This is a genomic window from Terrabacter sp. Soil810, from assembly GCF_001429645.1.
Taxonomy (GTDB): Bacteria; Actinomycetota; Actinomycetes; order Actinomycetales; family Dermatophilaceae; genus Terrabacter.
The window spans coordinates 82,305-108,955 of sequence record NZ_LMSW01000016.1 but is presented as its reverse complement, the minus strand read 5'-3'; the positions used below and the strand labels follow the sequence as shown (position 1 = coordinate 108,955).

Sequence of the window (26,651 nt, the reverse complement as noted above, 5' to 3'; positions counted from 1 at the left end):
AGGCTGGTCCCATGACCGACGACACCGACCTGGACGCCCGCATCGCCGCGCTCGACCTCGAGGGCAAGGTGCGCCTGCTGACCGGCGCCACGATGTTCACGCTGCAGGGCGACGACTCCATCGGCCTCGGCACGATGGCCTTCTCCGACGGGCCGACCGGAGTTCGTGGTCTCGAGTTCGTCGGTGGTGACGAGGTGGCGCTGATGCCCAACGCCACCCTCATCGCCTCCGCGTGGGACGAGGACCTCGCCCACGAGGTCGGCCAGGTGCTGGCCGAGGAGGCGGAGCGACAGCACATCCACGTCGTGCTCGGCCCGACCATCAACCTGCACCGCTCGCCCCTCGGGGGCCGTCTCTTCGAGGCGTACTCGGAGGACCCGCTGCTCACTGGACGGCTCGCTGCGGCATACGTGAAAGGCTTGCAGGGCAACGGTATCGGCGCGTGTCTCAAGCATCTCGTGGCCAACGAGTCCGAGACGGAACGACACACGGTCAACAGCGTCGTGGACGAGTCGACGCTCCGCGAGCTCTACCTGCTGCCTTTCGAGATCGCCGTCGAGGACTCCCACCCCTGGTCGATCATGGCCGCCTACAACGACGTCAACGGCGTGCCCGCGACCGAGCAGGACGCCGTCAACAACGGCATCGTCAAGGGGGAGTGGGGTTGGGACGGCCTCCTCATGTCCGACTGGTTCGCCACGAAGTCGGCCGCCGCGGCCGCCAACGGTGGCCTCGACCTCGTCATGCCCGGGCCCGACGGGCCTTGGGGCGCAGCGCTCGTCGCCGCCGTCGAGAGCGGCGACGTGGACGAGTCCACCGTCGACGACCACCTTCGCCGGCTGCTCCGACTCGCAGGTCGGGTCGGAGCCCTCGACGGTGGCCGCGCGTGGTCGGCGGACTGCCCGACGCCGACCGACCCCGTGCGCCGGCAGCAGCTCGAGAGGATCGCTGCGCGAGGGATGACGGTCGTGCGCAACGACGGCAGCCTGCCCCTGGACAGGGCGACACGGGTCGCGCTCATCGGGCGACACGCGACCCGGACCATCGACATGGGTGGCGGCTCCGCCCAGGTGAGGCCGCCGCATCAGATCAGCGTGGCCGAGGCGCTGGCGGCCCGCCTCGCCGACGTCGACGTCGTCGACGGCGTCGAGGTGCGATCGCGTCCTGTGCCGGCCGACCTCGACGTCGTGACCGACCCCCAGGGCGGCGCGGCGGGCATCCACTTCACCGCGACGACCGCCGACGGCGTGGTCGTCGTCGACCGCCACGTCGATGACGCGACGGTCTCGTTCGGCTTCGACGACGGGTTGCCCGAGGTCCCGGCCGTGATCCGGCTCGAGGCGGTCGTCGCGGGCAACGGGCCCCGCGAGGTCGGCGTCGTGGGCGTCGGCGCGTGGACGGTGCGCGTCGACGGCGTCGCGCATGACGTCACGCTCGGTCTGTCGAGCGGCGACGTCGGCGAGGCGCTCCTGACCCCGCCCGGCTGGACGACGGTCGTCGACTCCGCCGGCCCGGTCGAGCTGGTGGCCGAACGACGGTCGACCGGCGCGCCGTTCGGCCGGCTCTCTGTCGTGGCCCGCCAGGCGCCGCGCCCTGCCAGCGACGTCATTGCCGACGCGGCGACCGCTGCGGCGGCGGCCGAGGTCGCGGTGGTCGTCGTGGGACTGACCGAGGAGCAGGAGACCGAGGCCGTCGACAAGACCACGCTTGCCCTCCCGGGACGTCAGGACGACCTCGTCGCCGCCGTCGCGGCGGTGGCGAGTCGGACCGTCGTGGTCGTCAACGCAGCCACCCCCGTGCTGATGCCGTGGTTCGGCGAGGTGGACGCCGTCCTCGTCGCCGGCATCCCGGGTCAGGAGGGCGGTCATGCCGTGGCTTCGGCCCTGGTCGGTGACATCGAGCCCTCGGGGCGGCTCGTCACGTCCTACCCCGCGGCCGACGGCGCCTCTCCGGCATGGGGCGTCACCCCGGTCGACGGGGCGGTGGAGTACGCCGAGGGCCCCTTCGTCGGGTACCGCGGACACCACGCGGGCCGGGCTCCCGCACCGACCCTCTGGTTCGGCCACGGCCTGGGATACGGGGCGTGGGACTACTCCGACGTCGCCGTGTCCTCCACCGAGGACGCCGCTGTCGTGGTCTCGGCGACCGTCACCAACACCTCGGACCGCACCTCCCGCGAGGTCGTGCAGGTCTACCTCGAGCCCGGCGACCCCACCCAGCCGGTGCGACTCGTCGGCTGGTCCGCCGTCGAGGTCGACTCCGGTGCCAGCGCGACCGTGGACGTGCGGTGCGACGAACGGATGTGGCGTCGCTGGGACGCCACCTCGGGATCCTGGGCTCGCCTCGAGGGCGGGGGGACCGTGCTCGTCGCGCGCGGTCTCGGGGACGTCAGAGCCCGCCTGCCATGGCGCTGAGCCTGGTCGAGGAAGGGTCCTCCGGCGTCATGGTCCCCCGGCCGAGCCGCTGACCTGGGCCGCGCCCCGACCGGCGAGGGCCGCGACGATCAGCGCCAGGCCGGCGACGACGGCGAGCAGGATCGTCCAGCCGGTGCCGAGATCGCCGGCGAAGACCACGACGAGGACGCAGAGGACGGCGACCCCGATGGCGACCGGGATCGCGAGGGGCGTGCCGGCGGCGCGGTCCATCCCGCCCCGCGCACCGTCCCAGCCGGCGACGGCCAGTGACCGCACCCGGCGGGCCCCGCGCGACGGGCCCACGACGAGCGCGACGAGCACCATCACGAGGAAGAAGGCGACGACGACGCGCACCATCTGGCGCAGCCCTTCGGTGAGGGTGTCGATGATGGAGACCGCGGCTGCGGAGGCCCCGGGCGGCAGGCTGCTCGCCACGTGCGAGCGGGCGAACGACAGCCCCAGCACGAGCACGACGCAGGCGACGGCGGCACCGAGCCCCACGCGTACCAGTGCTCGTCGGCGGTCGCGTGCCATCGCGACCCCGCCCGCGATGAACGCGATGGCCAGCAGCGGCAGCGCGACTCCGCCGACGCGCAGGGCGTTGTAGGCGGTACGCGCGGTGTCGAGGTCGCTGCTGGGCAGCAGGGGGACCGAGACGGTGATCGGCGGCAGCTTGTCGACGAGCGGGACCCCTGCGGCGACGAGACGCTGCTCGATGGGCTCGACGATGTTGCCGATGTCGATGCTGACGTCGGTCCCGTTGTCGACGATGGCGCCGTCGGGTGACCGCGAGAGCACGGCGACGAGCTGGGCGTGCGAGACCTGGTTGGCGGCGACCCAGACCGTGGCGAACTGGTCGCTCCCGACGACGGCGGTGACGACACGGCGCACGACCTGCTCGACCTGGGCCGCGAGGGGAGCTTTGAGCAGCCCGAGTGCTCGTGCTGCGGCCGGTCGGCCTCCGGCCTCGAGCGCCTCCAGGGCTCGGTCGACCAGGTGCTGGTCGCTGATGGCGACCAGGACGCGTGCCGTCGCACGGTCCTCGACGAACGCGGTCACGGCCGGGTCGGTGGCGAGCGGTGTCACGGTCTCGACCCAGTTGTCGGTGTCGGTCACCGTCGTGCGCAGCCACGTCGCCGTCACCCCGACGGGCACGAGCACGACGCCGATGACGATGAGCACGGCTGCCAGCACCGAGCGCAGGCGTGCAGGCATGTCGACCTCCGGGACTCTCGCGATGCAGGCGTCAGGCCTGTCCGTCGAGCGTCCCGTGGCGCCGACCCCGCACGCATCCCCCGATGCGGGTGAGCCTCAGGCCGGGTGGCGCTTGGCCGGGCGGGCCAGCTGCGGGGTCACCGATCGACCGCGCAGCAGCAGGAGGCCGCCCACGACGATGCAGACGACCTCGGCCACGGCCGCCGTCCAGACCGATCCGCCCGCCCAGACGGTGTGCACGCCGAGCAGCCCGACGGTGGAGGCGATGATGAAGGCCCCGAGCGTCGCGGCCCCGAAACCGGCGGTGAGGAAGGCGGGCACCCAGTGCTCCCAGCGGAGCAGCAGGATCGCGATGACCACACCGGCGACGACGTTGATGAGGAACATCGGCCCCACGGTCTGGTTGCGCACCCCGTCGAACCACAGGTAGAGGTGCACTCCGGCGGAGACGAGCAACGCCACCGCTCCCACGCCTCGGAGTCTCATGATGCGCTCCTGTCGTCCGGGTCGCGCCGCGGCGTCCCGTTGGCGTCGCGGTGTTGGACTCCCTTCCCCTGAAGACGTCTCGACGGGGGGAGAGGTTCAGCCTCCGGCGCCGGGCCCGTAGGCGGTGAGGAAACGGTCGCGGAAGCGGTCCATGGGCCAGACCGGCGCGGTGGGGCCGGGCCGCAGCCCGTCCTGCCAGCCCCACCTGGAGATGCGGTCGAGCACGGCCGGGTCCCGGGAGACGATGCTGACGGGCACGTCGTGCCCGGCGTGGTCACCGGAGACGATGCTGACCGGCTGGTGGTCGCCCAGCACGACGACGACGAGGTCGTCGTCGTGGGTCCCGCGCAGGAACGACACGACGCTGTCGAGGGAGTAGGCGACGGTCTGGCCGTATGCCGTCCGCACCCCGGCGGTGCTGCTCCACACGGCGTCGCGTGGCCGGGCCTGTCCGGCCTGGGCGAGGAAGGTGGAGCCGTCGCCGACGGCGGCCCAGTCGACGAGCCGGGGCAGCGGGGCCCACGGGACGTGGCTCGTCACGAGGTCGATCTCGGCCATGACGGGAGGGCGGCCGCCCGGTGGGCGACTCTCGAGCTCCAGCCGGTCGAAGGCCGACAGGGTGTACTGGTCGGGCATGGGTGCGTAGCCGAAGCCCGGCCCGGCATAGCCCAGGGTGCGCGCGTCGTAGACGGCGTCGTAGCCGTAGAAGGCCTTGCCCTCGGGCCAGTCGTGGCGGTTGGCCGGGATGACGTCGACGGTGCGCCAACCGGCGCGTGAGAAGGCCTCGGCCAGGGTGAGGCGTCGGGAGGCCGACGTGGCGGTGTCGAGCAGCTGGTCGTAGCGCTGCTGGCTGCTCACCCAGAGGCCCGACTGGAGGGTCGAGTGGGCGAGCCAGCTGATCCCGCCGAACGTCGGGGACGTGAGCCAGGCGCTGCGCGTCGTGTAGCCGGAGGCCTCGAGCCCGCTCGTCCCGGCTGCGAGCGCCCTTGCCACGTCAGGGCTCTCGTCGACGGCGACCTTGCCGTAGCTCTCGACGAAGACGACGACGACGTCCTTGCCGCGCAGCGCGGTCAGCAGGTCGCCCGGAGGGGTGTCGTGGAACGGGTCGACGGCGATCTGGGCGGCGAAGACGTCCTGGTCGTGCAGGCCGTCGCGCACGGACGTGATCTCGCGGGCGGCGAGGGCCACGGTGCTCGACGAGGCCACGGGCAGGTCGGTGGTGGCACCGAGTCCCAAAGAGGCGCAGACGAGCCAGGCGACGGTCGCGGCCCCGAGGGCTCGCAGCGCGCCCGTGCGGTGCCGGTCGACGAGCAGCCCGACCCGTCGCACGGCCAGCGGGGTCAGGGCGACCAGCGCGAGCAGGACCAGCCCGGCCGCGACGGCGGCCAGCACCGCGGTCACGGGACCGGTCGACTCGCCGAGGAGGTCGGTGGCGGAGCCGGCGTAGCGCCAGTCGGTCAGCGGGTTGAACGCCCGGTAGAGCGTGGCGAGGAAGGCCGCGTCGAGGACCCGCACGACGAGGAGTACTCCGAGGACGAGCCCGACGACGATCGCGAACCACCGCGCGGCGGTTCCGCGCAGGGCGAGGAGTGCGGCGACGAGGAGCAGGGCCTCGACGGGGACACGCAGGAGCGCGAGGGGCGTCGGCGTCCAGCCCACCGCCGGGTTCGGTGCCACGAGCGTCACCCACACGAGCAGGACCGCGAGCACGGTCAGGGCGTGGCCGGCCGCTCGTCGCGTCGTCGCGCCCGTGATGCGCGGGGTGGGCGCCGTGTGCGTCGTGCGCGTCGTCGGCGCGGTCACGGCAGCACGCGCGCGTCGACGGCGCTCGGCCCGACGCCCGGCCAGGCAGCGAGGGTCTCGACCTCCGTCGGCCGGGGCAGCGACAGCCGCCGCAGCGTCACGATCTCGGTTCCGAACGAGACGGCGAGCAGTCCCAGCCCGGTGCCGACGGCGAGCGAGGCGACGGCCGCCGGGAGGATGCCGGCAGCGGCCACCGTGAGCACGATGCCCTGGTAGGCCGCGACGACCTTGCGCCAGAGCAGCGCCGGGACCTGCCCACGCAGCCACGGCGCCCAGCGCGCGGCGAGGGCGACGAGCAGCAGGAGGTAACGGGCCGCCCCGACGCCCATCACCCACCACCCGAGGTCCCGCGCGACGTATGCGCTGAGGACGAGGATGAGGAAGGCGTCGGTCTCCATGTCGAAGCGGGCTCCGAGGGGGTGCACGGTGCCGGTGCGGCGCGCGACGCGGCCGTCCACGGCGTCGAGGACGAGGGCGACCGCGGCCAGGGCCACCAGGACGCCGGTGGTCTCGTGGGTGCCGGCGGGTTGAGCGACGGTGTCCGCGACCAGAGCCGCGACGCCGCACACGAGGACCGCCCGAGACAGGGTGACCCGGTCGGCGGGCAGGAGGCGAGGACGCGAGGCGCGGACGAGCCCGGCACCGAGCAGGACGCACAGCGCCACGCCGCACGCCAGGCCGACGGCCCAGCCGACGGCACCCAAATCGCCGCCCCGGTCCAGGACGGCGAGCAGGGTCAGCACGCCGACGAGCCCGAGGAACGGGCCGTGAGGGGTCACGTGACGCACTGCGCCTCCACCGTGCTTGAGAGGTTTCATCCAAGGACGCCGTCGTCACCGTCGGAGTTCACGGACAGCCCTAGTCTGGTCGCGTGTCCACCGATGCGCGGGCGTTCTGGGTGGTCGAGCCCGGCAGGGGCGAGATCCGGCCGGTCACCGTGCCCGCACCCGGTTCCGGCGAGGTGCTCGTGCGGGCGCTGCACTCGGGGGTGAGCCGTGGCACCGAGACCATCGTCTTCCGTGGCGCCGTGCCCGAGGACCAGTACGCCGTCATGCGCGCCCCGCACCAGGAGGGCGACTTCCCCGGTCCGGTGAAGTACGGCTACCTCGGTGTCGGCGTCGTCGACGAGGGGCCTTCGGCGCTCCTCGGGCGGACGGTCTTCTGCCTGCACCCGCACCAGACGGCATACGTCGTGCCGGTCGAGTCGGTGGTCGTCGTGCCCGACGACGTGCCGGCACGGCGGGCCGTGCTCGCGGGCACGGTCGAGACGGCCGTCAACGCGCTCTGGGACGCCGCCCCCCGAATCGGTGACCGGGTGGCCGTCGTCGGGGCGGGGATGGTCGGATGCTGCGTCGCGCGCCTGCTCGCCGCGATCCCCGGCTGCCGGGCGACCCTCGTCGACGTGGACCCGGCCCGCGAGCCGGTGGCCGCGCGTCTCGGTGTCGCCTTCGCGCGACCCGACGACCTCGCGGACGCGCACGGAGACCACGACCTCGTCGTCCACACCAGCGCGACGGGCGCGGGGCTCCAGCTCTCGCTCGACCTCCTCGCGCCGGAGGCGACCGTGCTCGACCTCAGCTGGTACGGCGACACGCGGGTCGAGCTGTCGCTCGGTGGGTCGTTCCACTCGTCACGGCTCCGCATCCGTGCCAGTCAGGTCGGTTCCGTTGCGGCAGCGCGGCGCTCGCGCTACTCGTATGCCGAGCGCCTGACGCTCGCCGTCGGCCTCCTGCGCGATCCCGCCTTCGATGCCCTGCTGACCGGTGACTCGCCGTTCGAGGAGCTGCCCGCCCTCATGCCTCGTCTCGCGGACGGCACCCTGCCGGCCATCTGCCACACCATCTCCTACCGACCCACCGACTGAAGCGGGGAGCCGATGTTCAGCGTGACCGTCCGGGACCACATGATGATCGCGCACAGCTTCCGCGGGGAGGTGTTCGGCCCGGCCCAGCGGCTGCACGGGGCGACGTTCGTCGTCGACGTGACCTTCCGTGGACCCGAGCTCGACCGCGACGACATCCTCGTCGACATCGGCCTGGCGACCCGGCACGTCCGCGAGGTCGTCGGTGCCCTCGGCTACCGCAACCTCGACGACGATCCGGACTTCGCGGGCGTCAACACCTCGACCGAGGTGCTGGCCCGCACGGTCGCCGAGCGGGTCGCGGACCGGGTGCGCGCCGGCGACCTCGGCGGCGCCACCGACCAGGTGACCGGGCTCGTCGTGACGCTCCACGAGTCGCACGTCGCGTGGGCGAGCTACGAGTGCGACCTCTGAGCGAGGTCCACGCGGTCGTCCCGGACGGGATCGACGACCCCACCCGGCCGAGCGGGGGAAACACCTACGACCGCAGGGTGATCGACGGGTTGAGGACCGCGGGCCGGGTGGTGACCGAGCATGCGGTGCCCGGAGCCTGGCCGCGACCGGACGCGGCGGCTCTGGCGCGTCTGGCCGAGGTCGTCGATGCGGTCCCCGCGGACGCCGTGCTGCTCGTCGACGGTCTCGTCGCGTGCGCCGCCGACGAGGTCCTCGTGCCGGCGGCGGACCGCGTCCGTCTTGTCGTGCTCGTGCACCTGCCGCTCGGGTCGGCCGACGCCGCAGCGGCCGCGGGGGAGCAGCAGGTGCTTTCGGTGGCGACGGCCGTCGTCACGACGAGTGCCTGGACGCGAGACGTGCTGCTCGACGCGTACGCCCTCCCTCCCGGGCTCGTGCACGTCGCCCGACCCGGGGTCGACCGTGCGCCCCTGGCCGCGGGCTCGCGCGACGGCGGGCGCCTGTTGTGCGTCGGTGCCGTGACCGCGCTCAAGGGGCAGGCCGAGCTCGTGGTGGCGCTCGCCCTCGTGCGCGACCTGACGTGGTCGTGCGTCCTGGCCGGCGCACTCACGCGTGAGCCGGCGCTCGTCGACGGACTGCGTCGACGGCTCGCGGCGTCGGGGCTCACCGATCGCGTGCGCCTCGTGGGCCCCCTCGGTGGCGCGGACCTCGAGGAGGCGTATGCCGCCGCCGACCTCCTCGTGCTGCCCTCCCTCGTCGAGACGTACGGGATGGTCGTGACCGAGGCCCTCGCTCGTGGTGTCCCGGTGCTGGCCTCTCACGTCGGCGGGGTGTCCGAGGCGCTCGGGGAGGCCGGCGACGGCCCGCCGGGCCTGCTCGTGCCGGCCGGTCGTCCCGGCGCGCTGGCGGCCGCCCTCCGGTCCTGGCTGAACGACGGCGACCTGCGTGAGCGGTTGCGACGACGGGCGGTCGCGCGATGCGAGACCCTTGTGCCGTGGTCGGACACGGTGGACCACGTCTCGGCCGTGCTCGACGGGGTACGGGCCGGCTGAACCCGATCGTCGACACGGACGTCGTCACCATCAGGGGTCCCGGGCAGACCCCCGGCAGACCCGGGCAGAAAGGGCGGAGGAGATGCGACCCGACCGATCCTGGCTGCGCCCCGTCGCGGGGCTCGCGATCCTCGGTGTCCTCGTCTGGCGCATCGGTGGCGAGGCCTTCGTCGACGGACTGCGCCATGTCGACGCGTGGTCGGTCACCGCCGCGGCTGCGATCGCGGTCGTGACGACCGTGTGCGGGGCCTGGCGGTGGGTCCTCGTTTCGCGGGGGCTCGGGACCGAGCTGTCCCTGCGCTCGGCCGTCGCAGCGTGCTACCGGTCGCAGTTCCTCAACGTGACCCTCCCCGGCGGGGTGCTCGGCGACGTGCACCGCGGTGTGCGCCACGGCCGCCGGGGCGGCGACCTGGGCCGCGGGCTGCGGTCCGTCGTGTGGGAGCGGGCGGCGGGTCAGGTCGTCCTCGTCGTGCTGACCGTCGGTGCCGTGCTGCTCCTGCCGTCGCCCGGGTCGTCGCTGCCGCAGGGCGAATCGCCTGTTCCGACAGTGCTTCTCGTCGCTGCCGCACTAGCGGTCGTCGCCGCCCTGGCCGTCGTCGTGGCGCGAGGGCGCCGTGTGTCGGGAAAGCGCCCGACGGTTCGAGTCGCTCGCGACGCGCGGGTCCCGCGGGTCTCGCGGGCCGGGCAGGTCGCGGTGGCCGACCTGAGAGCGGGACTGCTGGGACGGCATACGTGGCCGGGAGTCGTCGCGGTCTCCACGGTCGTCGTCGTCGGACACGTGGCGACCTTCGTGCTCGCAGCCAGGAGCGCCGGGGTCACCGCGTCGGTGGGTGACCTGGTGCCGCTTGCGCTCGTCGTGCTCGTCGCGATGGCCGTGCCCCTCAACGTCGCCGGGTGGGGACCCCGTGAAGGGGTCGCGGCGTGGGCGTTCGGGGTCGCCGGCCTCGGGGTCGCGGGGGGAGTGGGGACCGCCGTCGTCTACGGCGTCATGTCGTTCGTCGCCGCCCTCCCCGGCGCGGCGCTGCTCGTCACCTCGCGGCGCGAGACCCACCGCGCCACGGGCGTCGCTGCGGAAGGAGCTGTCAGTGGCTGACCGTCCGTACACCCTGCTCAGCTGCGGCATGTCGATCGACGGCTACCTCAGTGCCGGCACGTCGACCCGCCTCATGCTGTCCAACGACGCCGACTTCGACCGCGTCGACGGCGAGCGGGCCGCGAGCGACGCGATCCTCGTGGGCGCGAGCACGATACGCCACGACAACCCGCGCCTGCTCGTCCGCTCGGCCGAGCGCCGCGCCGCGCGCGTGGCCCGCGGGCTCACCCCGTCGCCCACGAAGGTGACGGTTACGAGGCGTGCCGAGCTCGACTGTGCCGCAAGCTTCTTCGCGGCCGACGGTGCCGACAAGCTCGTCTACTGCCCGACCGACGTGGTGCCCGAGGCCCGCGAGCGGCTCGGCGCCGCAGCGGCCGTCGTCGACGCCGGCCGTCCGGCGACGATGCGCCGGGTCTGCGAGGACCTCGGCGACCGCGGCGTGCAGCGGCTCATGGTCGAGGGCGGTGGGACCGTGCACACCCAGCTGCTCACCGACGACCTCGCCGACGAGCTCCAGCTCGTCGTGGCGCCCTTCTTCGTCGGGGACTCGGCCGCGTGCCGGTTCGTCGGGGACGGGCGCTATCCGTGGAACGCCGGCCGTCGCGCGACCCTCGCCGAGGTGCGCCAGATCGGCGACGTGGTCCTGCTGAGGTATGCGTTGTCGCCGCGTTTCCGGGAGGGCGCATGACCTCCGCGGCGCCGGGCCCCACGCCCCCACCAGCACCCCCGGCGGCACCTCCCCCGGCCCGGATCCGCACCCACGTGCTCGTGCCGGTCGGGTTCGCCGACGGCTTCGAGACGACGGCGCGCGTCTTCACCTTCGACGGCCTCGCCGACGGGCGCGAGCACCTCGCGCTGGGTCTCGGCGACCGCGCCGCGTCCCCGGGCCCCGGCGCCTGTGACCGCGACCCGACGCCCACGCGGCTGCACAGCGAGTGCCTGACCGGCGACGTCTTCGGCAGCCGGCGGTGTGACTGCGGCGCCCAGCTGCGCGAGTCCGTCGAGCGCCTCGACGCGAGCGGTGGGTTCCTGCTCTACCTGCGGCAGGAGGGGCGCGGCATCGGCCTCTATCCCAAGCTCGACGCGTACGTGCTCCAGGACGCGGGACTCGACACCTACGAGGCGAACGTCGCGCTCGGCTACGGCGAGGACGAGCGGGACTACACCGTGGCCGCCCAGATGCTCGGCGCGCTCGGGGTCAGCCGGGTCGCCCTGCTCAGCAACAACCCCGACAAGGCCGAGCAGCTGCGGGCCCTCGGGGTCACGGTGGTCCGCCGCGTGCCGACGGGGGTCCACCTCTCCGACGCGAACGCCCACTACCTCGCGACGAAGGTCGTGCGCGGCGCGCACACCCTCGACCTGCGCGTCCAGCCCTGATTGACCGCGGCGCCCGGCGGTGCATCATGGGTCAGTGGACGACGGGACTTTCGGATGACGCCGGAGCAGCCTCTCTCGGTGACGGTCAACGGCGCCGAGCTCGACCTGGCGGGCACCGACCCTGCGACCAATGCCCTCGACTGGCTGCGGGGGCAGGGGCTCACCGGGGCCAAGGAGGGGTGCGCCGAGGGAGAGTGCGGCGCCTGCGCGGTCCTCGTGGCCCGCCCCGACGGTGGGTCGGGCACCGAGTGGACGGCCGTCAATGCCTGTCTCCTGCCGGCCGCCTCGTTGGACGGCCAGGAGGTCGTCACGGCCGAGGGACTGGGGACGCCGGGGCACCTGCACCCGGTGCAGCACGAGATGGCGGTGCGAGGCGGGTCGCAGTGCGGCTACTGCACGCCCGGTTTCGTCTGCTCCATGGCTGCCGAGTACTACCGCGCCGACCGGCAGGACGACGGTGCCCGTGTGGGCGGGGACGCGGACAGGCACGAGTCGGGGCCCAACGGGTTCCGTCTCGGAGCGCTCTCAGGCAACCTGTGCCGGTGCACCGGCTACCGGCCCATCCGGGACGCGGCCTTCGCGCTCGAGTCCCCGGCAGCCGACGACAGGCTCGCCGCGCGGCGCTCGGACGCGCCGCCACCTCCGGTCGGGACGCGGCTCTCGGGGGCGACCGGCACGTATGCCCGTGCGGCCGACCTCGACGAGGCGCTCGACCTGCTCGCGGGCAATCCGGGCGCGGCGGTCGTCGCCGGCTCGACCGACTGGGGCGTCGACGTGAACCTCCGTGGCACCCGAGCGCCGTTCGTCATCGGCATCGACCGTCTGCCCGAGCTGCGCCGCCTCGAGATCGGTGACGAGGCCGTCGAGATCGGCGCCGCGTTGACCCTCACCGAGGTGCAGCGCGAGCTGGCGGGGCGGATCCCCCTGCTCGACCAGGTGTTCTCCCAGTTCGGCTCCCGACTCATCCGCAACGGTGCGACCGTCGGCGGCAACCTCGGCACGGGCTCCCCGATCGGTGACCTGCCGCCCGCGCTGCTCGCGCTCGAGGCCGTCGTCGTGCTCGCGAGCCCCGACGGCGACCGCCAGGTGCCGCTCGCCGACTACTACACCGGCTACCGGCGGAGCGTGCGCCGGCCCGACGAGCTCATCCGTGCGGTGCGGATCCCCTTGCCGCTCAGCCCGACCACGGCCTTCCACAAGATCGCCAAGCGCCGCTACGACGACATCTCCAGCGTCGCCGTCGCCGTGGCCCTCGACGTCGTCGACGGCTCCGTCCGGAGGGCGCGCATCGGTCTCGGCGGCGTGGCAGCCACCCCCGTCAGGGCGCTCGCCACCGAAGCAGCCCTGGAGGGCCGGGCCTGGACCGCGGCGACGGTGCAGGCCGCCGCAGAGGTGATGCGGGGGGAGGGCACCCCGCTCGACGACCACCGGGCGAGCGCGGCCTACCGCAGCGCTGTGCTGGGCACCTCGCTCCTTCGCCTCCATGCGGACGAGCAGCCCGAGGACGGGGTGGGTGCATGACGTCCCTGTCCCGCCGGCCTGCCGATCCCGTTGTCGGACAGTCGATCCCGCATGAGTCCGCCGCCCTTCACGTCACGGGCACGGCGCTCTACACCGACGACCTCACGACGCGCACGCACGGTCTGCTCCACGCCCACCCCGTCCAGGCACCGCACGCCCACGCCCGCGTGACGCGGCTGGACCCCGTCCCCGCGCTCGCCGTCCCGGGCGTCGTGCGCGTCCTCACCGCCGCCGACGTGCCCGGCGTCAACGATGCCGGCGTCAAGCACGACGAGCCCCTCTTCCCGTCCGAGGTGATGTTCTTCGGGCACGCCGTGTGCTGGGTACTGGCCGACACCCTCGAGGCGGCCCGGCTCGGGGCGCTGGCCGTCGAGGTGGACTACGAGCCGCTGCCCTCGGTCGTCACCGTCCGCGAGGCGATCGAGGCAGGCAGCTTCCAGGGCGGCCAGCCCAGGCTCGAGCGCGGTGATGTCGACGAGGCCTTCGGCGCGGCCGAGCACGTGTTCAGCGGCGAGCTCGATCTCGCCGGCCAGGAGCACTTCTACCTCGAGACGCACTGCTCGCTCGCGCACGTCGACGAGAGCGGACAGGTCTTCGTCCAGAGCAGCACCCAGCACCCGACGGAGACCCAGCAGATCGTGGCGCACGTGCTGGGTCTGGCGAGCCACGGCGTCACGGTCCAGTGTCTGCGGATGGGAGGAGGCTTCGGTGGCAAGGAGATGCAGCCGCACGGCTACGCGGCCGTGGCCGCGCTGGGAGCCGTCCTGACCGGGCGGCCGGTGCGTCTGCGCCTCACCCGGACCCAGGACCTGACGATGACGGGCAAGCGACACGGCTTCCACGCACAGTGGCGCGCCGCCTTCGACGGCGATGGCCGCATCCGCGCGCTCGACGCCACCCTGACCTCCGACGGCGGCTGGAGCCTCGACCTCTCCGAGCCCGTGCTGGCGCGGGCGCTCTGTCACGTCGACAACGCATACTGGATCCCCCACCTGCGGGTCGACGGACGGATCGCCCGGACCCACAAGACGTCCCAGACGGCGTTCCGCGGGTTCGGCGGACCCCAGGGGATGCTCGTCATCGAGGACGTCCTCGGCCGCTGCGCACCGCTGCTCGGGATCGACCCCGTGGAGCTGCGGCGGCTCAACTTCTACGCAGAGGGTCAGGACACGCCATACGGTCAGGTCGTCCGTCACCCCGAGCGGGCCGTCGCGTGCTGGGAGCAGGTGCTGACCACCGGCGAGATCGCGGAGCGCTCCGCGGCGATCGCCGCGTACAACACGTCCCACGAGCACACGAAGCGGGCCCTGGCCGTCACGCCGGTGAAGTTCGGGATCTCCTTCAACTTCACCGCCTTCAACCAGGCCGGGGCGCTCGTGCACGTCTACAAGGACGGCTCGGTCCTCGTCACGCACGGTGGGACCGAGATGGGCCAGGGCCTGCACACGAAGATGCTGCAGGTGGCTGCCACGTCGCTAGCCGTCCCCCTGTCGCTCGTCCGGCTGGCACCGACGCGCACCGACAAGGTGCCCAACACGTCCGCGACCGCAGCGAGCTCGGGAGCCGACCTCAACGGTGCAGCGGTCAAGGACGCCTGCGAGCAGATCCTGGGCCGGCTCCGCGCCGTGGCCGCTGCCCGGCTGGGCATCCCCGGCGAGGACGTGCGGTTCGAGGACGGGTGCGCGCGAGCGGCGCAGGGAGCGGCGTCGGAAGCGGGGTCGGGCGCAGCGGAGGTGGCTTGGGCCGATCTCGTGGGCGAGGCCTACTACCGACGGGTCCAGCTCTGGGCGGCCGGTTTCTACCGCACCGAGGGACTCCACTGGGACTCGACGAGAATGCACGGCTCGCCGTTCAAGTACTTCTCCTACGGCGCTGCGGCGGCCGAGGTCGAGGTCGACGGCTTCACCGGTGCCTACCGGCTGCGCCGGGTCGACATCGTGCACGACGTGGGTGACTCGCTCTCCCCACTCGTCGACCTCGGCCAGATCGAGGGCGGCTTCGTGCAGGGTGCGGGCTGGCTCACCCTCGAGGACCTCCGGTGGGACGAGTCCTCCGGCCCGGCACGCGGCCGGCTCGCCACGGCGTCGGCGAGCACCTACAAGCTGCCGAGCTTCTCCGAGATGCCCGACGTCTTTAACGTCGCACTGCTCGAGCGCGCCACCGAGGACGGTGTCGTCTACGGGTCCAAGGCCGTCGGGGAGCCCCCGCTCATGCTCGCCATCTCCGTCCGCGAGGCCCTGCGCCAGGCGGCCGCTGCGTTCGGGGCCGCGGGCACGCAGGTCGACCTCGCCTCGCCGGCGACACCCGAGGCGGTCTTCTGGGCCGTCCAGCAGGCGCGAGGAGCCGGCCAGCCACCGCACACGGTGGCGGTCGTACGGGGCGAGCTCCGGGGCGTGGGCGTCGCGCCCGAGCGTGCAGACCCCGCCGGGCACCCGCTGCGCCCGCACTCGGAGCAGGTCGCCGCCGGGAGGGGTGACTGACGTGCACTGGCTCTCGGCAGCCCAGCGGCTGCGTGCGGACCGGGTCCCCGGCGTGCTCGTGACGGTCGCGGCCGTCCGAGGCCACGCCCCGCGCGAGCCCGGCGCCAAGATGGTCGTCTCGCCCGACGACACGTGGGGCAGCATCGGCGGTGGCAACCTCGAGGCGACGGCCGTCGAGCGCGCCCGCGCGATGCTCGGGCGGGGGGAGTTCGCCCCCGAGCAGCTCGACCTGGCGCTCAACGAGCGAGCACCCGTCGAGCACGGCCAGCAGTGCTGCGGCGGCGAGGTGTCGGTGCTGCTCGAGCCACTGCCCGTCGTGCCCTCCGTGGCGATCTTCGGGATGGGTCACGTCGGCACCGAGCTCGCTCGCATCCTGAGCCGTCACGACCTCGAGCTGCACCTCGTCGACGGACGCGCCGACCGCGTGGCCCCAGGACGACTCGCGGGGCTCGCCGACGCCGTGGCCGGCGTGCACCTCCACCACGCGCCCGTTCCGGAGCTCGTCCTCGGGCAGGTCCCGCGCGGCACTCACGTGCTCGTCATGACCCACGACCATGCCGAGGACATCGCCCTGTGCGATGCCGCCCTGAGGTGCTCGCACCTGGGCTCGATCGGCCTCATCGGGTCGTCGGCCAAGTGGCGCCGGTTCGAGCAACGCCTTGCATCAGAGGGCCATTCGGCGCAGGAGCTGAGCAGGATCACGACGCCGATCGGGGCGCCCGGGCTCACCGGCAAGAGCCCGGCCACCATCGCCGTGGCGGTCGCGACCGACCTGTTGGCGCTCTTCGAGCGGGAGCGGCAGCTCGAGCGCCCGACGCCGGGCACCCGTCCGTGACGATCTTCCGGGCACGCGTGCTCGACACGCCGACGAGCCCCTTCGCGGGCGGAACGCTCCGGTCGCACGACGACTGCGGGGTGCTCGTCGAGGACGGCGTCATCACCGCGCGCGGCCCGTTCGACGTGGTGCGCGCGCAGCATCCCGACGCAACGGTCCTCGACCTGCGCGAGGGTCTGCTCCTCCCGGGGCTCGTCGACACGCACGTGCACTTCCCCCAGGTGCGCGTCATCGGTGGGCTCGGCCTGCCGCTGCTCGACTGGCTCGACCGCTACGCCCTGCCGGAGGAGATGCGGCTCGCCGATGTCGACCACGCCCGTGGCGTGGCCCGTGACTTCGTGGCGGGGCTCGTCGACGCCGGGACGACGACCGCGCTCGTCTTCGGCGCCCATCAGGCCCCGGCCGTCGACGCGATGTTCGAGGCGGCCGACCACTGGGGCCTGCGGGTCACGACCGGCCTCGTGACCTCGGACCGGCTGCTGCCCGAGCCGCTGCTCACGACCGCCGAGCGCGCCCACGCCGAGTCGCGCGACCTCGCGGCCCGCTGGCACGGCAAGGGCCGGCTGCGCTACGCGGTCACACCGCGCTTCTCCCTCTCGGCGAGCGAGGCGATCCTCGAGGCCTGTGCCGCCACCTTCGCCGAGGTGCCCGGGTCGCTCTTCACGTCGCACCTCAACGAGAACCATCACGAGATCAGCGAGGTCGCCGCGCTCTTCGACGGGGCCTCGTACGTCGACACCTACGACCGCTTCGGCCTCGTCACGCCGAGGTCCGTGCTGGCGCACGACGTCCACCCGACCGATGCCGAGCTGAGGACGCTCGCCCAGCGCGGCGCCGCCGTGGCGCACTGCCCCACGAGCAACGCGGCGCTGGGCAGCGGGCTCTTCCCGCTCCGTCGGCACGTCGAGGCGGGGGTGCGCGTCGCCCTCGGCTCGGACGTCGGCGCCGGCACCGGCTTCTCGCTGTTCAAGGAGGGACTGCAGGCGTACTTCGTCCAGCAGCTCCTCGGCCCGGACGGGATGCTGCTGACCTCGGCGCACCTGCTCTGGCTGAGCACCGGGGCGGGCGCCGACGCGCTCGGGCTCGGTCACGACGTGGGTGACCTGTCGGTCGGCAAGCAGTTCGACGCCGTCTGGGTGCTGCCCGAGCCCGGCGACCCGCTCGCCGTGGGACTCGACAACGCGTCGTCCCCCGACGACGCGCTGTCCAAGGTCTTCGCGCTGGGGACGACGTCCGACGTCGGCGGCGTGTGGGTCGGGGGCGAGCAGATCGCCGCCGGCCGGTGGCGGAGCCCACACCCCCGTTGACGTGCTCCCGCCCGACCGAGGGCGTATGCCGCCGCTCACCTTCCGGGTCGACGTCCCCACCCGCGGGGAGGCTCAGACCGTCGCGGGGCCGCTCCCGTCGGCGGGCGCCGTCTGCTGCATCAGCGCGTCGCGGGCCCGTCGGGGTCCCGGATGCTCGCGCAGCGACACACCCATCCGGTGCAGCCCCGTGCGGTCCACGACGTCCGCGGAGCCCATGAGGCGTTCGGCGGCCGAGCGGATCGCAACGGCGTCGGCGCGGTTGGGGTCGAGCACCTCGCCCAGCCGCTGCTCCTCGACGGCGGCGGCGCCGGCGAACTGGTCGGTGGAGAGGGGGAGCAGCAGCAGGGGGACACCGGCCGTGAGTGACTCGGTGACGCTGTTGTTTCCGCCGTGCGAGACGGCCACGCAAGCGTGACCGAGCAGGGTCACCTGCGGGAGCATCTCGCGTACGAGCCACGACTCGGGGAGTGCACCCAGCAGGGCACGCGGCGTCGACCCGTGGGCCAGGGCGACGCGGACGTCGAGCGGGCGCAGCGCCTCGACGATCGTCGCGATCAGGTCCGACCGGGCGGAGAGGAAGCTGCCGAGGCTGACGTAGACGACCGGCTCGTCGCTGCGGCCGAGCCACTCCTCGACCTGCTCGTCCGGGGCCTCGGCCCGCACCGCGGAGCCGAGGAAGGTGTGGCGCGGGAGCAGCGAGGTGCGGTGGGGGTCGTGCAGCTCCGCGGGGTAGTTGAGCATCAGGACGTCGCCGGTCTCGGCGAAGGCGTCCACGCTCGGCGGGGCCCCGTGCGACAGCTGCGCCAGTGCGGTGTTCCACTGCGCCGTGAAGTCGTCGCGCACCCGCTCCGAGAGCCGCCGAAGCTCGGCGAGGGCGTCCGATCCGGGCGTGAAGGCACGGGGCCAGGCGGGTGGGTAGCCGTACACCTCGTCGCCGACGGTGAGGGCGGACGGGTGTCCCAGCACGACGTCGGCGTGGCTGGTGCCCCCGCTGGCGAGACCGAGTCGGGCACCGAAGGCGAGGTGGTCGACGATGACCGTGTCGGGGCGCACCCGGTCGACGACGTCGTGCACGGCCCGGGCCACGCCTACGGCGTTCCAGAGCAGGTCGTTTCCGCGCGCCCGCGCCTGGTAGGCGAGCGTCTCGACGGCGCCGAGCCTCGTCGCCTCGAAGAACCCGCGGAGCGAGTCGTCCTCGCCGGCCGGCTGCTCCTCGGCCCGGATGACGCCCGGGTTCGAGCCGCGCCCCAGCTGCAGGTGCTCGCGCTCGTAGCCGAAGGCGGTGACGAGGGCGTCGGTGGCCGTGCCTGTGGCGACGACGACGCGCTCACCCGCGTCACGCCAGGCCGTGGCGAGGGTGGCGAGCGGGTAGAGGTGGGAGGCGTAGTCGGGGCTGATGACGAGGAGCGTCACGAGGCTCCCTCCACGGCGTCGGACAGGCGCGGCCCATCCGCTCGCTGTGGCGCCACCTGACGGTAGACCGCGGCGAGCGACGCGGCCATCGTGTCGATGCCGAACCTCGTGCGCACCATGTCCCGGGCCTGCGCCATCCGGGCGTCGGCGTCCGGTGCCGCGGCGAGGTCGAGTGCGGCGTGGGTCGCGTTTGCGAGGGCGGCGGCGGTGGACGTGTCGGCGAGGATGCCCGTCTCCCCGTGGGCGACGTAGGTCGCCGGGCCCCCGCCGTCGGGCGCGACGACGACGAGCCCGACGGCCATCGCCTCGAGGATCGCGATGCCGAACTCCTCCTTGAGGCTCGCGCTGACGTAGACCCCGGGCGGCGCCGTTTCGCCCGGCCGTCCGCGCAGTCGCGCGAGCCACGCGATGGTCGTCGCGTTGGGGCGGTGGCCGGCCAGGAGCAGCCCCTGGTCGGCCGCCTCGCCGGGCGGCACGACGGCGTCGATGCGGGCCAGCTCGGCGCCCTCCTCGGCGCTCGGGTGGTCGAGGTCGCCGCCCACGACGAGCAGGTTGCAACGCTCGCGCAGCAGGGCGTCGTCGCGCCAGGCCTGCACGAGGGTCGCCATCCCCTTGACGGGGTTGAGCCGACCGACCGACACGACGGTCGGCAGGGCCCGGCGGTCGTCGGGGAGGGTGCGGAGGAGGGCGTCGAGCTCGTCGAGTGCGGTGGCGACGCCGGACCCGCGGCGTCGTCCGGACCTGTCCAGGGCCTCGCCGACGATGCGGTCGACACCCGCCACGTCGATGCCCTCGCCGACGACGCCGAGGCGCTCTCGCTGCACCTCGATGTCGATCCCGAGGTAGCGCCGCAGGTCGTCGCCGACCTGTGGGCGCGGGAAGAGCACGAGGTGGGAGGCGCGCGCAGCGAGGTCGCGGAGCAGCTGGTCGCGGAACCACAGGTGCTCCGCGAGATCAGCCTCGCCGAACCCGGCACGGGTCAGCGTCCCGGTGCGGTCCCGCGCGTCGATGAGGGCCTGGGGGTCGGGCGCGACGGTCAGCACGACGGGGATGCCGAGCTCGTCCGCCACCTCGGCGGCGGCCATGGACCCGACGTCGGCCATCCGCAGGTGGATCGCGTCGACGCGGCCCGCAGCCCGGAGGACCCGGCGGATTCCGCGGCGCGCCGCGACCCGCGCCGGCCACGCCCGGCCCACTCCCACAGGACCTGACAGCGGCACCCTGGCGTAGTGGTGGCCCGGAGCGAGCAGCGAGGAGCCGACGTGGCCTGCGGGCGCGGCGGACGGACGCCCGGAGGGGAACTGGGCCGGGTCGGGGCTGCCGCCCGACACGGTGATGACCCGAGCCACGGCGGGATCGCCCCGCAGCAGGGCGTCCCCGAGGTGCACGAGCAGCGTGGCGATGCCACCGGTGTCGCCCCGGCCGGAGTGGTGCAGCCGCCCGTCGATGTCGGAGTGGAGGAAGAGCTGCACGACGGTCAGCCCGTCAGGGACGCACGGCACCGGCACCGGCGCCGGACGGAGGTCGAAGAGGGCGAGCCGGGCGGTCTGGGCCAGGGGGCCGACAGTGCGGGCCAACGACACGAGGAGCGCCTCGGCGCTGTGGCCGGCCGCAGGTCCGTCGCCGAGGGCGGCCGTCGCTGCCGCGCGCACCGGGAGCACCTCGGTGTCGTCTGCCGCGAGAGTGATGAGCGCAGTCGTGGTCGCCGCTCCGGGCACCAGCCCCAGCGTCTCGGCCAGTCGCGCGCGGCCGTCGTGGTCGGCTGCTGCCAGACCGGTCAGCAGGGCCCCGCGCACCCGGTCCGGCTGCTGGGCCGCCCAGCTCTCGAGGGTGCGCTGGGCCAGCATTCCGGTGAAGCCGCCGTCGCGGCTCGCGCCGACGAGGTGGGGCAGCGCGTCGTCGACGGGAGTCGTGTGCCGCAGCGCGTCGAGCGCGTGCTCCGCCACATGGCGCCGCTCGTCACGCACCAGCTGTGCGAGAAGCGATGCCGCGGCGGGGTCGTCGCATACGCCGAGCGCGTGGACGGCGGCAAGGGCGGTCAGGGGATCGTCGGAGAGCGTCGCCGAGGTCAGGTCACCGACGACGTCACCGACCGACTGGCTGGTGACGTCGGCGAGCGCCGAGGCGGCCCGCATGGCTTTGAGGAGGGTGGGAGCGGTACGGACCGCCTCGAGTGCGGAGCGGGGGTCCATGGTGCCGACCTTAGGCGTCCGATCGCGAAGATGTACAACCCTTGTCTAACGTTAGGCGGCACGGTGACGGCCACTGTTGAGCTACGGTCGCCGGAGCCAGCCCTTTTCGTGTGCCGCCCAACCCAGCTGGATGCGGCTGTTGGCGCCGGTGGCATCCATGAGCGAACGGACGCGGCGCTGGACCGTGCGCAGCCCGACGTCGAGCTGTCTCGCGACCAGGACGTCGGAGGCGCCGGCGATGAGCAACGACAGCACCTGGAGGTCGGTCTCGTCCGGTCCCGGGGCCGTCTCCACGAGCTCGTCGCTCTCCGGAGACGCGAAGTTGAGCGGCCAGGCTTCGCGCCAGACGAAGTCGAAGAGCGACAGGAGGGACTGGACGAGCCCGGTCGAGTGGATGACGAGGGCCGCCGGCTCCGGGGAGTCGGCATCGAGGGGCACCATCGCGGTGCGACGGTCGGCGATGACGAGCTTGGTCGGGACACGGTCGCTGATCCGCACCTCCTCGTCGCGGCGTATCACCGCCACGAGCTCGGTCTGCGACGTCTGCTCCAGCACGTCGCGCTCGAGCACGACCCGGTACCGGACGCCGCGGGCCGCCGCGATGTCCTCGGCCTGGTTCTCCGCCGCGGTGACGGCCGTCGGGGTGTCGGTGACGAGGACGCAGACCTCCTCGACGGCTCCCAGCTGCAGCTGGTGGAACCGCTGTCCGACCGCGCCGGCCCCGACGACCACCTCGACGAGATCGTGAACACTCCCCGCAGCATCGGTGCGGTGCGACTCCGCCAGCCGCGCGGCCACGAGCTCGGCCTGGTCGAGCTCGTGACGGCGGTCGTTGAGGAGGGCACGCAGCGCGATGCCCGGTGGTGCCGCCACCCAGCGGCCGGGAGTGGCGGCCGCCTGTGCCACCAGTCCCTTGCCCTCCAGACCGACGAGGCCGTCCTCGACCTCCGCGCTCGAGAGCTGGCACCGATGGGCCAGGTCGTCGACGCCGGTCCCACCCAGACCGACCAGCGTGCGGTAGAGCGTCGCCTCTCCGCGACCGAGACCCAGCGCTGCGAGCGCTTCCACCCTCGCTCCTTCCGGTCGCCCTGTCACTCTCCCGGGCGGGTGGCGCACCTGCGCCATGACACATAACCGCCGCACACACATTCTTCCCGACAAACCGGCTCCTCGGGCACTGTGGCTCGCGGCGGAGGAGTCCCACCCCTTGCGCCACCCTCACGCAGCGTGACCCGAACAGCGGGCTCGCGCCCCATCCCCCGGAGGACCAGCATGCGCCCCATCTGGCGTCACACCCTAGGGGTGGCAACGGTTGCCATCGTTGCCGCCACCGCGGCCGCCCCCACCTCGGCCTTCGGCCAGGACTCAGGTGCCACACCCCGTCCGATCGTCGGATCGTCCGCTGCCCAGGCGGCGAGCCACGCCCCCAAGACCGTCACCCTGATCACGGGTGACAAGGTCCTCGTCACCGGGGCCGGCACCAACGCGCCGATCGTCACCGTGCTGCCGCGCGAGGACGGCACCGTGCCTTCTGTCGAGACGCGCCGGGTCGGCAAGGACGTCTACGTCTATCCCGCCGATGCCGTGGACGCCCTGGCCTCGGGCAAGGTGGACGAGGAGCTCTTCAACGTGACCGGGCTCGTCGCCATGGGCTACGACGACGCCAGCACCGACAGCGTGCCGGTCATCGCGCGCTACACCACTGACCTCAGCCGGGCCCGCTCGGCACCGGTCACCCCGAAGGGCGCGGCGAAGGGCCAGACGCTGCACTCGATCGACGGCGTCGCGCTCAAGGCCGGCAAGGCGCAGGCCGCGCACTTCTTCGCCGACGCGACGGACCCGTCCACCGCGGCGGGTGCCAAGATCGAGAAGATCTGGCTCGACGCCAAGGCGTATGCCACCCTCGACCAGTCGACCAAGCAGGTCAACGCCGACAAGGCCTGGGCAGAGGGCCTCAAGGGAGCCGGCACCAAGGTCGCCGTCCTCGACACGGGCGCCGACGCCGAGCACCCTGACCTGCAGGGTCGGATCGTGGCGTCCAAGGACTTCACCGGCTCAGCGGGTGGAGCGCTGTCGGACGTGCACGGTCACGGCACGCACACGGCCTCCACCGTCGGCGGGTCCGGGGCGGCGAGCGATGGCGTCGAGAAGGGCGTCGCCCCCGAGACGCAGCTGCTCATCGGCAAGGTGCTCGGTGACAACGGTGGCGGTTCCGACTCGATGATCATCGGCGGCATGGAGTGGGCGGTCTCGCAGGGCGCCGACGTCGTGTCCATGAGCCTGGGGAGCAATGGGGCACCTGCCGCCTGCAACGACCCGATGTCGTCCGCCGCGCAGGAGCTCGCCACCACGAGCTCCACCCTCTTCGTCATCGCGGCGGGCAACACGGGCTCGGCGAACAACACGGTCTCGGCTCCCGGCTGCGCTCCCGCGGTGCTGACGGTGGGCGCGGTGGACCGTCAGGACGTGCCGGCGTGGTTCTCCAGCCGCGGGCCCACAGCGGTCGACCACACCCTCAAGCCGGAGATCTCGGCGCCCGGCGTCGGCATCACCGCGGCGCGCTCAGGCGGGCGGGGCGACAACGCGTACGTCGCGATGTCGGGCACGTCGATGGCGACGCCGCACGTCGCCGGTGCCGCCGCCATCGTCAAGCAGACGCACCCGACCTGGACCGGGCAGCAGCTCAAGGCGGCCCTCGTGTCGTCGGCGAAGTCCGATGTTCCCGGTGACGTCCGCGCGCAGGGCGCGGGTCGACTGGATGTGATCGCCGCGGCGAAGGCCCCGGTGACCACCATGCCCGTGCAGGCCGGGACGTTCGCGTGGCCGCACACGAGCTCCCAGATCACGACCATCGACCTTCCCTACACCAACGTCACCGACCAGCCGGTCACCCTGCAGCTGTCCGTCGCCGGTGTCACCGGTGACGACGGTTCGGCCGTCAAGTCGGCGCCGGTCGTGCTCGGAGCGTCGTCGGTGACCGTCCCCGCGGGTGCGACCGTCAAGGTCCCCGTCAAGGTCGACCCGACCGCGAAGCTCGACGCCGCGCAGTACGGAGACGTCACCGGCCGCATCGTCGCCACCGGCGGCGCCAACGTGTCGACGCCGTTCTCGCTCTTCGTCACTCCCGAGACGGTGCAGCTCACGGTCCGGATGAAGGACCGCCTCGGCAACCCGGCCAACCTGGGTTCGAGCGTCGATGTGGTCAACATCGACTCCATCAAGGCGCAGCGCGCCTTCAACAACGGCGCTGCGGAGCAGAAGTTCCAGGTGCGCCCGGGCACGTACTTCCTGTCGAGCTTCGTCAGGACGGCGGACCCCACCTACCTGACGGCGGGCACGGTCGGCTCCATCGCCTACTTCGGCCGACCGGAGATCAAGGTCACCGGCGACACGACCGTCGACTTCGACGCGACCAAGGCGCACCTGCTGTCGGTCAAGACGGACCGGCCCAGCGAGGCCAAGGCCTCGGTCCTCTCGTTCTCCCGCACGTGGGACGACACGTGGATCCACGCCGGCTCCCTCAGCACTGGCCCGACGACGACCGCCGTGTATGCCGACGTGCAGGGCAACCCCCAGCAGGGCACCTGGGAGTTCGGTGACTGGTCGCGCCGCTACGCGCCTGCCGTCGATTCGATGTCGGTCCTCGGAGGACCAGTGCTGCACCCGATCGCGGCGCCGAACGCGGCGCCCGGCCTCGACGGCGTCAGCACCGCGGGTCTCGTCGACGGCGGCACCGGCTCGATCTTCGACCCCGCCCGCGTGGGTGGCAAGGTCGTGCTCGTCAAGGTGAGCACCAGCGGCATCTCGCCGGCGATGGTCAACCGGGCCCGCGCAGCCGGTGCCAAGGCCCTGCTCGCGTACGCTCCGGCTCCCGGAAAGTGGCTGCCCGTGGCCGGCTTCGCGCCGCTCAGCGTGGCGACCTACTCCCTTCCGATGGCCGAGGGCGACCAGCTCCAGGCGCTCCTTGCCACCGCCCCCGGAGGTGAGCTGACGCTCTCCTGGAAGGCGACGGCCAGCAGCCCGTACGTCTACAACCTCGGCTTCACCCAGTCGACTCCGGTGACCGACGACAAGACGTTCGTCGTGCAGGACAAGAAGCTCGGCCGCACGGAGGCGGACTACAAGGGCATGGGCGTCGACACTCCGCTCCTGGACTTCGTCTACGCCGGCCGTGACAACGGTGTCACCTTCGGTGTCTCCGCCTACGAAGCCGTGCAGGTGGCGACGAAGCGCACGGAGTTCTACACCGACGGCGGCACGAAGTGGCTGCACTACCTCACGTCGAGCTTCCCCTTCGGAGAGGCGATGACCGAGGCCTGGCGCACCTACCCGGCCGGCAGCGTCCGCACCGACAGCTGGTACGGCGGCATCGTCGCCCCGGCTGCGATCAAGAACGACCAGGGCGTCGAGCAGCTGACGGCCGAGCGTCAGGGCGGCCTCATGGGCTTCGCCCCCCAGATGTGGGGCGATGACTTCGGGCACGTGGCCAACCCCGGCAGCTTCGGTGACGAGGGCAACCTCACGCTGCGCCGCAACGGCGAGGAGATCGGCTACAGCTACTACCCCAACGGCGTCTTCGAGGTGCCGGCCGAGGACTCGGCCTACGAGCTCGAGATGAACACCGGCAAGTTCGGGGGCCCGGCGAGGCTGTGGGCCCGTTCCACCGAGGTCAAGACGACGTGGGGCTTCCGTTCCGCGCTCGACCCCGACACGTTCTCGGTCGGTCTCCCGCTGCTCTTCCCGCGGGTCGGCCTGCCCGAGGAAGGCAGCAAGACCCTCGCCGCCTCGGCCGGACAGGTGCTCCCGATCCGGGTCACCGGTCACGGTGGCTACGCCCCCGGTGACATCGTCTCTGCGAAGTTCGCCTTCTCCTACGACGGCGGCACGACGTGGACGGACGCAGCCGTGTCCAGCGACGGCGGTGTCTGGAGTGCGGCCGTCGACCACACGGGTGCCAGCGGCAAGACGGTCACCACGCGGGTCGAGGTGACCGACAGCAAGGGCGCCTCGGTGACGCAGGTCGTCAAGGCCGCCTACGCGGTGCGCTGAGCGGCGTCCGAAAGAGCTGCCAGCGGCGCAGGCCGCCCACCTCACCGGAGGTGGGCGGCCTGCGGTCCGGTGCGGCCCAGGCGTTCCCCCGTGGGACCTGGCGCGGCGCGCCGCAGGCTGCCTCTTGTCGGCAAGCCGCTGC

Annotated in this window: 19 protein-coding genes; 12 read left to right on the top strand and 7 right to left on the bottom strand. The window is 73.2% G+C overall.

From position 1 onward, the window contains the following. Positions 1–11 precede the first annotated feature (11 nt). The gene (locus ASG96_RS21265) at positions 12–2,414 is read left to right on the top strand and encodes a beta-glucosidase (RefSeq protein ID WP_057589327.1); all 2,403 of its coding nucleotides are present in this window, start codon (positions 12–14) and stop codon (positions 2,412–2,414) included. A 27-nt stretch (positions 2,415–2,441) separates the two neighbouring features. Here ASG96_RS21265 and ASG96_RS21260 read toward each other — a convergent pair whose 3' ends face one another. The 4 genes from ASG96_RS21260 to ASG96_RS23500 all read right to left on the bottom strand — a co-directional run bounded on the left by ASG96_RS21260 (position 2,442) and on the right by ASG96_RS23500 (position 6,697). After that, positions 2,442–3,629 (bottom strand): hypothetical protein, encoded by a 1,188-nt coding sequence (locus tag ASG96_RS21260; protein ID WP_057589326.1) that lies wholly within the window; start codon positions 3,627–3,629, stop codon positions 2,442–2,444. A 96-nt stretch (positions 3,630–3,725) separates the two neighbouring features. Beyond that, positions 3,726–4,115, bottom strand: coding sequence for a hypothetical protein (locus ASG96_RS21255; RefSeq protein ID WP_056751963.1), 390 nt, complete (start codon positions 4,113–4,115; stop codon positions 3,726–3,728). A 96-nt stretch (positions 4,116–4,211) separates the two neighbouring features. Next, on the bottom strand, positions 4,212–5,918 hold the full coding sequence (locus tag ASG96_RS22965; RefSeq protein WP_235509262.1) for a CDP-alcohol phosphatidyltransferase: 1,707 nt from the start codon (positions 5,916–5,918) through the stop codon (positions 4,212–4,214). Next, positions 5,915–6,697, bottom strand: a complete 783-nt coding sequence (locus ASG96_RS23500) for a CDP-alcohol phosphatidyltransferase family protein (protein ID WP_235506377.1) — start codon at positions 6,695–6,697, stop codon at positions 5,915–5,917. Before ASG96_RS23500 ends, ASG96_RS22965 begins: the two co-directional genes overlap by 4 nt. A gap of 92 nt (positions 6,698–6,789) precedes the next feature. Between ASG96_RS23500 and ASG96_RS21240 the strand changes: the two genes are divergently transcribed. The 10 genes from ASG96_RS21240 (at position 6,790) to guaD (ending at position 17,855) form a co-directional block, all read left to right on the top strand. After that, positions 6,790–7,782, top strand: coding sequence for a zinc-binding alcohol dehydrogenase (locus tag ASG96_RS21240; protein WP_057589325.1), 993 nt, complete (start codon positions 6,790–6,792; stop codon positions 7,780–7,782). Between the two features lie 12 nt (positions 7,783–7,794). Further along, positions 7,795–8,193, top strand: a complete 399-nt coding sequence (locus tag ASG96_RS21235; RefSeq protein ID WP_057589324.1) for a 6-carboxytetrahydropterin synthase — start codon at positions 7,795–7,797, stop codon at positions 8,191–8,193. Positions 8,194–8,303: 110 nt separating this feature from the next. Continuing rightward, positions 8,304–9,242 (top strand): glycosyltransferase family 4 protein, encoded by a 939-nt coding sequence (locus tag ASG96_RS21230; RefSeq protein WP_235509261.1) that lies wholly within the window; start codon positions 8,304–8,306, stop codon positions 9,240–9,242. An 82-nt stretch (positions 9,243–9,324) separates the two neighbouring features. Beyond that, positions 9,325–10,335 carry a lysylphosphatidylglycerol synthase transmembrane domain-containing protein gene (locus ASG96_RS21225; RefSeq protein ID WP_057589323.1) on the top strand — a complete coding sequence of 337 codons (1,011 nt, stop codon included), beginning with the start codon at positions 9,325–9,327 and terminating at the stop codon, positions 10,333–10,335. Beyond that, positions 10,328–11,023: a dihydrofolate reductase family protein gene (locus ASG96_RS21220; RefSeq protein WP_082588463.1), complete on the top strand. Its 696-nt coding sequence runs from the start codon at positions 10,328–10,330 to the stop codon at positions 11,021–11,023. The genes ASG96_RS21225 and ASG96_RS21220 overlap by 8 nt, the downstream gene beginning before the upstream one ends. After that, positions 11,020–11,712, top strand: a complete 693-nt coding sequence (gene ribA / locus ASG96_RS21215) for a GTP cyclohydrolase II (RefSeq protein ID WP_057589322.1) — start codon at positions 11,020–11,022, stop codon at positions 11,710–11,712. The genes ASG96_RS21220 and ribA overlap by 4 nt, the downstream gene beginning before the upstream one ends. 54 nt (positions 11,713–11,766) lie before the next feature. Beyond that, entirely contained in the window at positions 11,767–13,233 is a 1,467-nt protein-coding gene (locus ASG96_RS21210) for a xanthine dehydrogenase small subunit (protein ID WP_057589321.1), read from the top strand. Beyond that, on the top strand, positions 13,230–15,713 hold the full coding sequence (gene xdhB, locus ASG96_RS21205; RefSeq protein ID WP_057589320.1) for a xanthine dehydrogenase molybdopterin binding subunit: 2,484 nt from the start codon (positions 13,230–13,232) through the stop codon (positions 15,711–15,713). Before ASG96_RS21210 ends, xdhB begins: the two co-directional genes overlap by 4 nt. Before the next feature lies 1 nt (position 15,714). After that, entirely contained in the window at positions 15,715–16,548 is an 834-nt protein-coding gene (xdhC, locus tag ASG96_RS21200) for a xanthine dehydrogenase accessory protein XdhC (RefSeq protein WP_057589319.1), read from the top strand. Beyond that, the gene (gene guaD, locus ASG96_RS21195; protein WP_057589318.1) at positions 16,545–17,855 is read left to right on the top strand and encodes a guanine deaminase; all 1,311 of its coding nucleotides are present in this window, start codon (positions 16,545–16,547) and stop codon (positions 17,853–17,855) included. The genes xdhC and guaD overlap by 4 nt, the downstream gene beginning before the upstream one ends. A 72-nt stretch (positions 17,856–17,927) precedes the next feature. Here the strand turns inward: guaD and ASG96_RS21190 are convergent, their stop codons facing one another. From ASG96_RS21190 to ASG96_RS21180, 3 genes are all read right to left on the bottom strand, one after another. Then, on the bottom strand, positions 17,928–19,268 hold the full coding sequence (locus ASG96_RS21190) for a glycosyltransferase (RefSeq protein WP_057589317.1): 1,341 nt from the start codon (positions 19,266–19,268) through the stop codon (positions 17,928–17,930). Beyond that, positions 19,265–21,460 carry a glycosyltransferase gene (locus tag ASG96_RS21185; protein WP_057589316.1) on the bottom strand — a complete coding sequence of 732 codons (2,196 nt, stop codon included), beginning with the start codon at positions 21,458–21,460 and terminating at the stop codon, positions 19,265–19,267. Before ASG96_RS21185 ends, ASG96_RS21190 begins: the two co-directional genes overlap by 4 nt. Before the next feature lie 81 nt (positions 21,461–21,541). Continuing rightward, on the bottom strand, positions 21,542–22,528 hold the full coding sequence (locus ASG96_RS21180) for a helix-turn-helix domain-containing protein (RefSeq protein ID WP_056751997.1): 987 nt from the start codon (positions 22,526–22,528) through the stop codon (positions 21,542–21,544). Positions 22,529–22,762: 234 nt separating this feature from the next. Here ASG96_RS21180 and ASG96_RS21175 point away from each other — a divergent pair, with 234 nt between their 5' ends. Further along, entirely contained in the window at positions 22,763–26,509 is a 3,747-nt protein-coding gene (locus tag ASG96_RS21175) for a S8 family serine peptidase (RefSeq protein WP_082591948.1), read from the top strand. Positions 26,510–26,651: the final 142 nt, after the last annotated feature.

Bases quoted from the DNA above. Each gene is read 5' to 3' on its own strand.
- ASG96_RS21265 (WP_057589327.1), top strand. From the start codon at position 12: ATGACCGACGACACCGACCTGGACGCCCGCATCGCCGCGCTCGACCTC.
- ASG96_RS21260 (WP_057589326.1), bottom strand. From the start codon at position 3,629: ATGCCTGCACGCCTGCGCTCGGTGCTGGCAGCCGTGCTCATCGTCATC.
- ASG96_RS21255 (WP_056751963.1), bottom strand. From the start codon at position 4,115: ATGAGACTCCGAGGCGTGGGAGCGGTGGCGTTGCTCGTCTCCGCCGGA.
- ASG96_RS21235 (WP_057589324.1), top strand. From the start codon at position 7,795: ATGTTCAGCGTGACCGTCCGGGACCACATGATGATCGCGCACAGCTTC.
- ASG96_RS21225 (WP_057589323.1), top strand. From the start codon at position 9,325: ATGCGACCCGACCGATCCTGGCTGCGCCCCGTCGCGGGGCTCGCGATC.
- ribA (WP_057589322.1), top strand. From the start codon at position 11,020: ATGACCTCCGCGGCGCCGGGCCCCACGCCCCCACCAGCACCCCCGGCG.
- ASG96_RS21210 (WP_057589321.1), top strand. From the start codon at position 11,767: ATGACGCCGGAGCAGCCTCTCTCGGTGACGGTCAACGGCGCCGAGCTC.
- xdhB (WP_057589320.1), top strand. From the start codon at position 13,230: ATGACGTCCCTGTCCCGCCGGCCTGCCGATCCCGTTGTCGGACAGTCG.
- ASG96_RS21185 (WP_057589316.1), bottom strand. From the start codon at position 21,460: ATGGACCCCCGCTCCGCACTCGAGGCGGTCCGTACCGCTCCCACCCTC.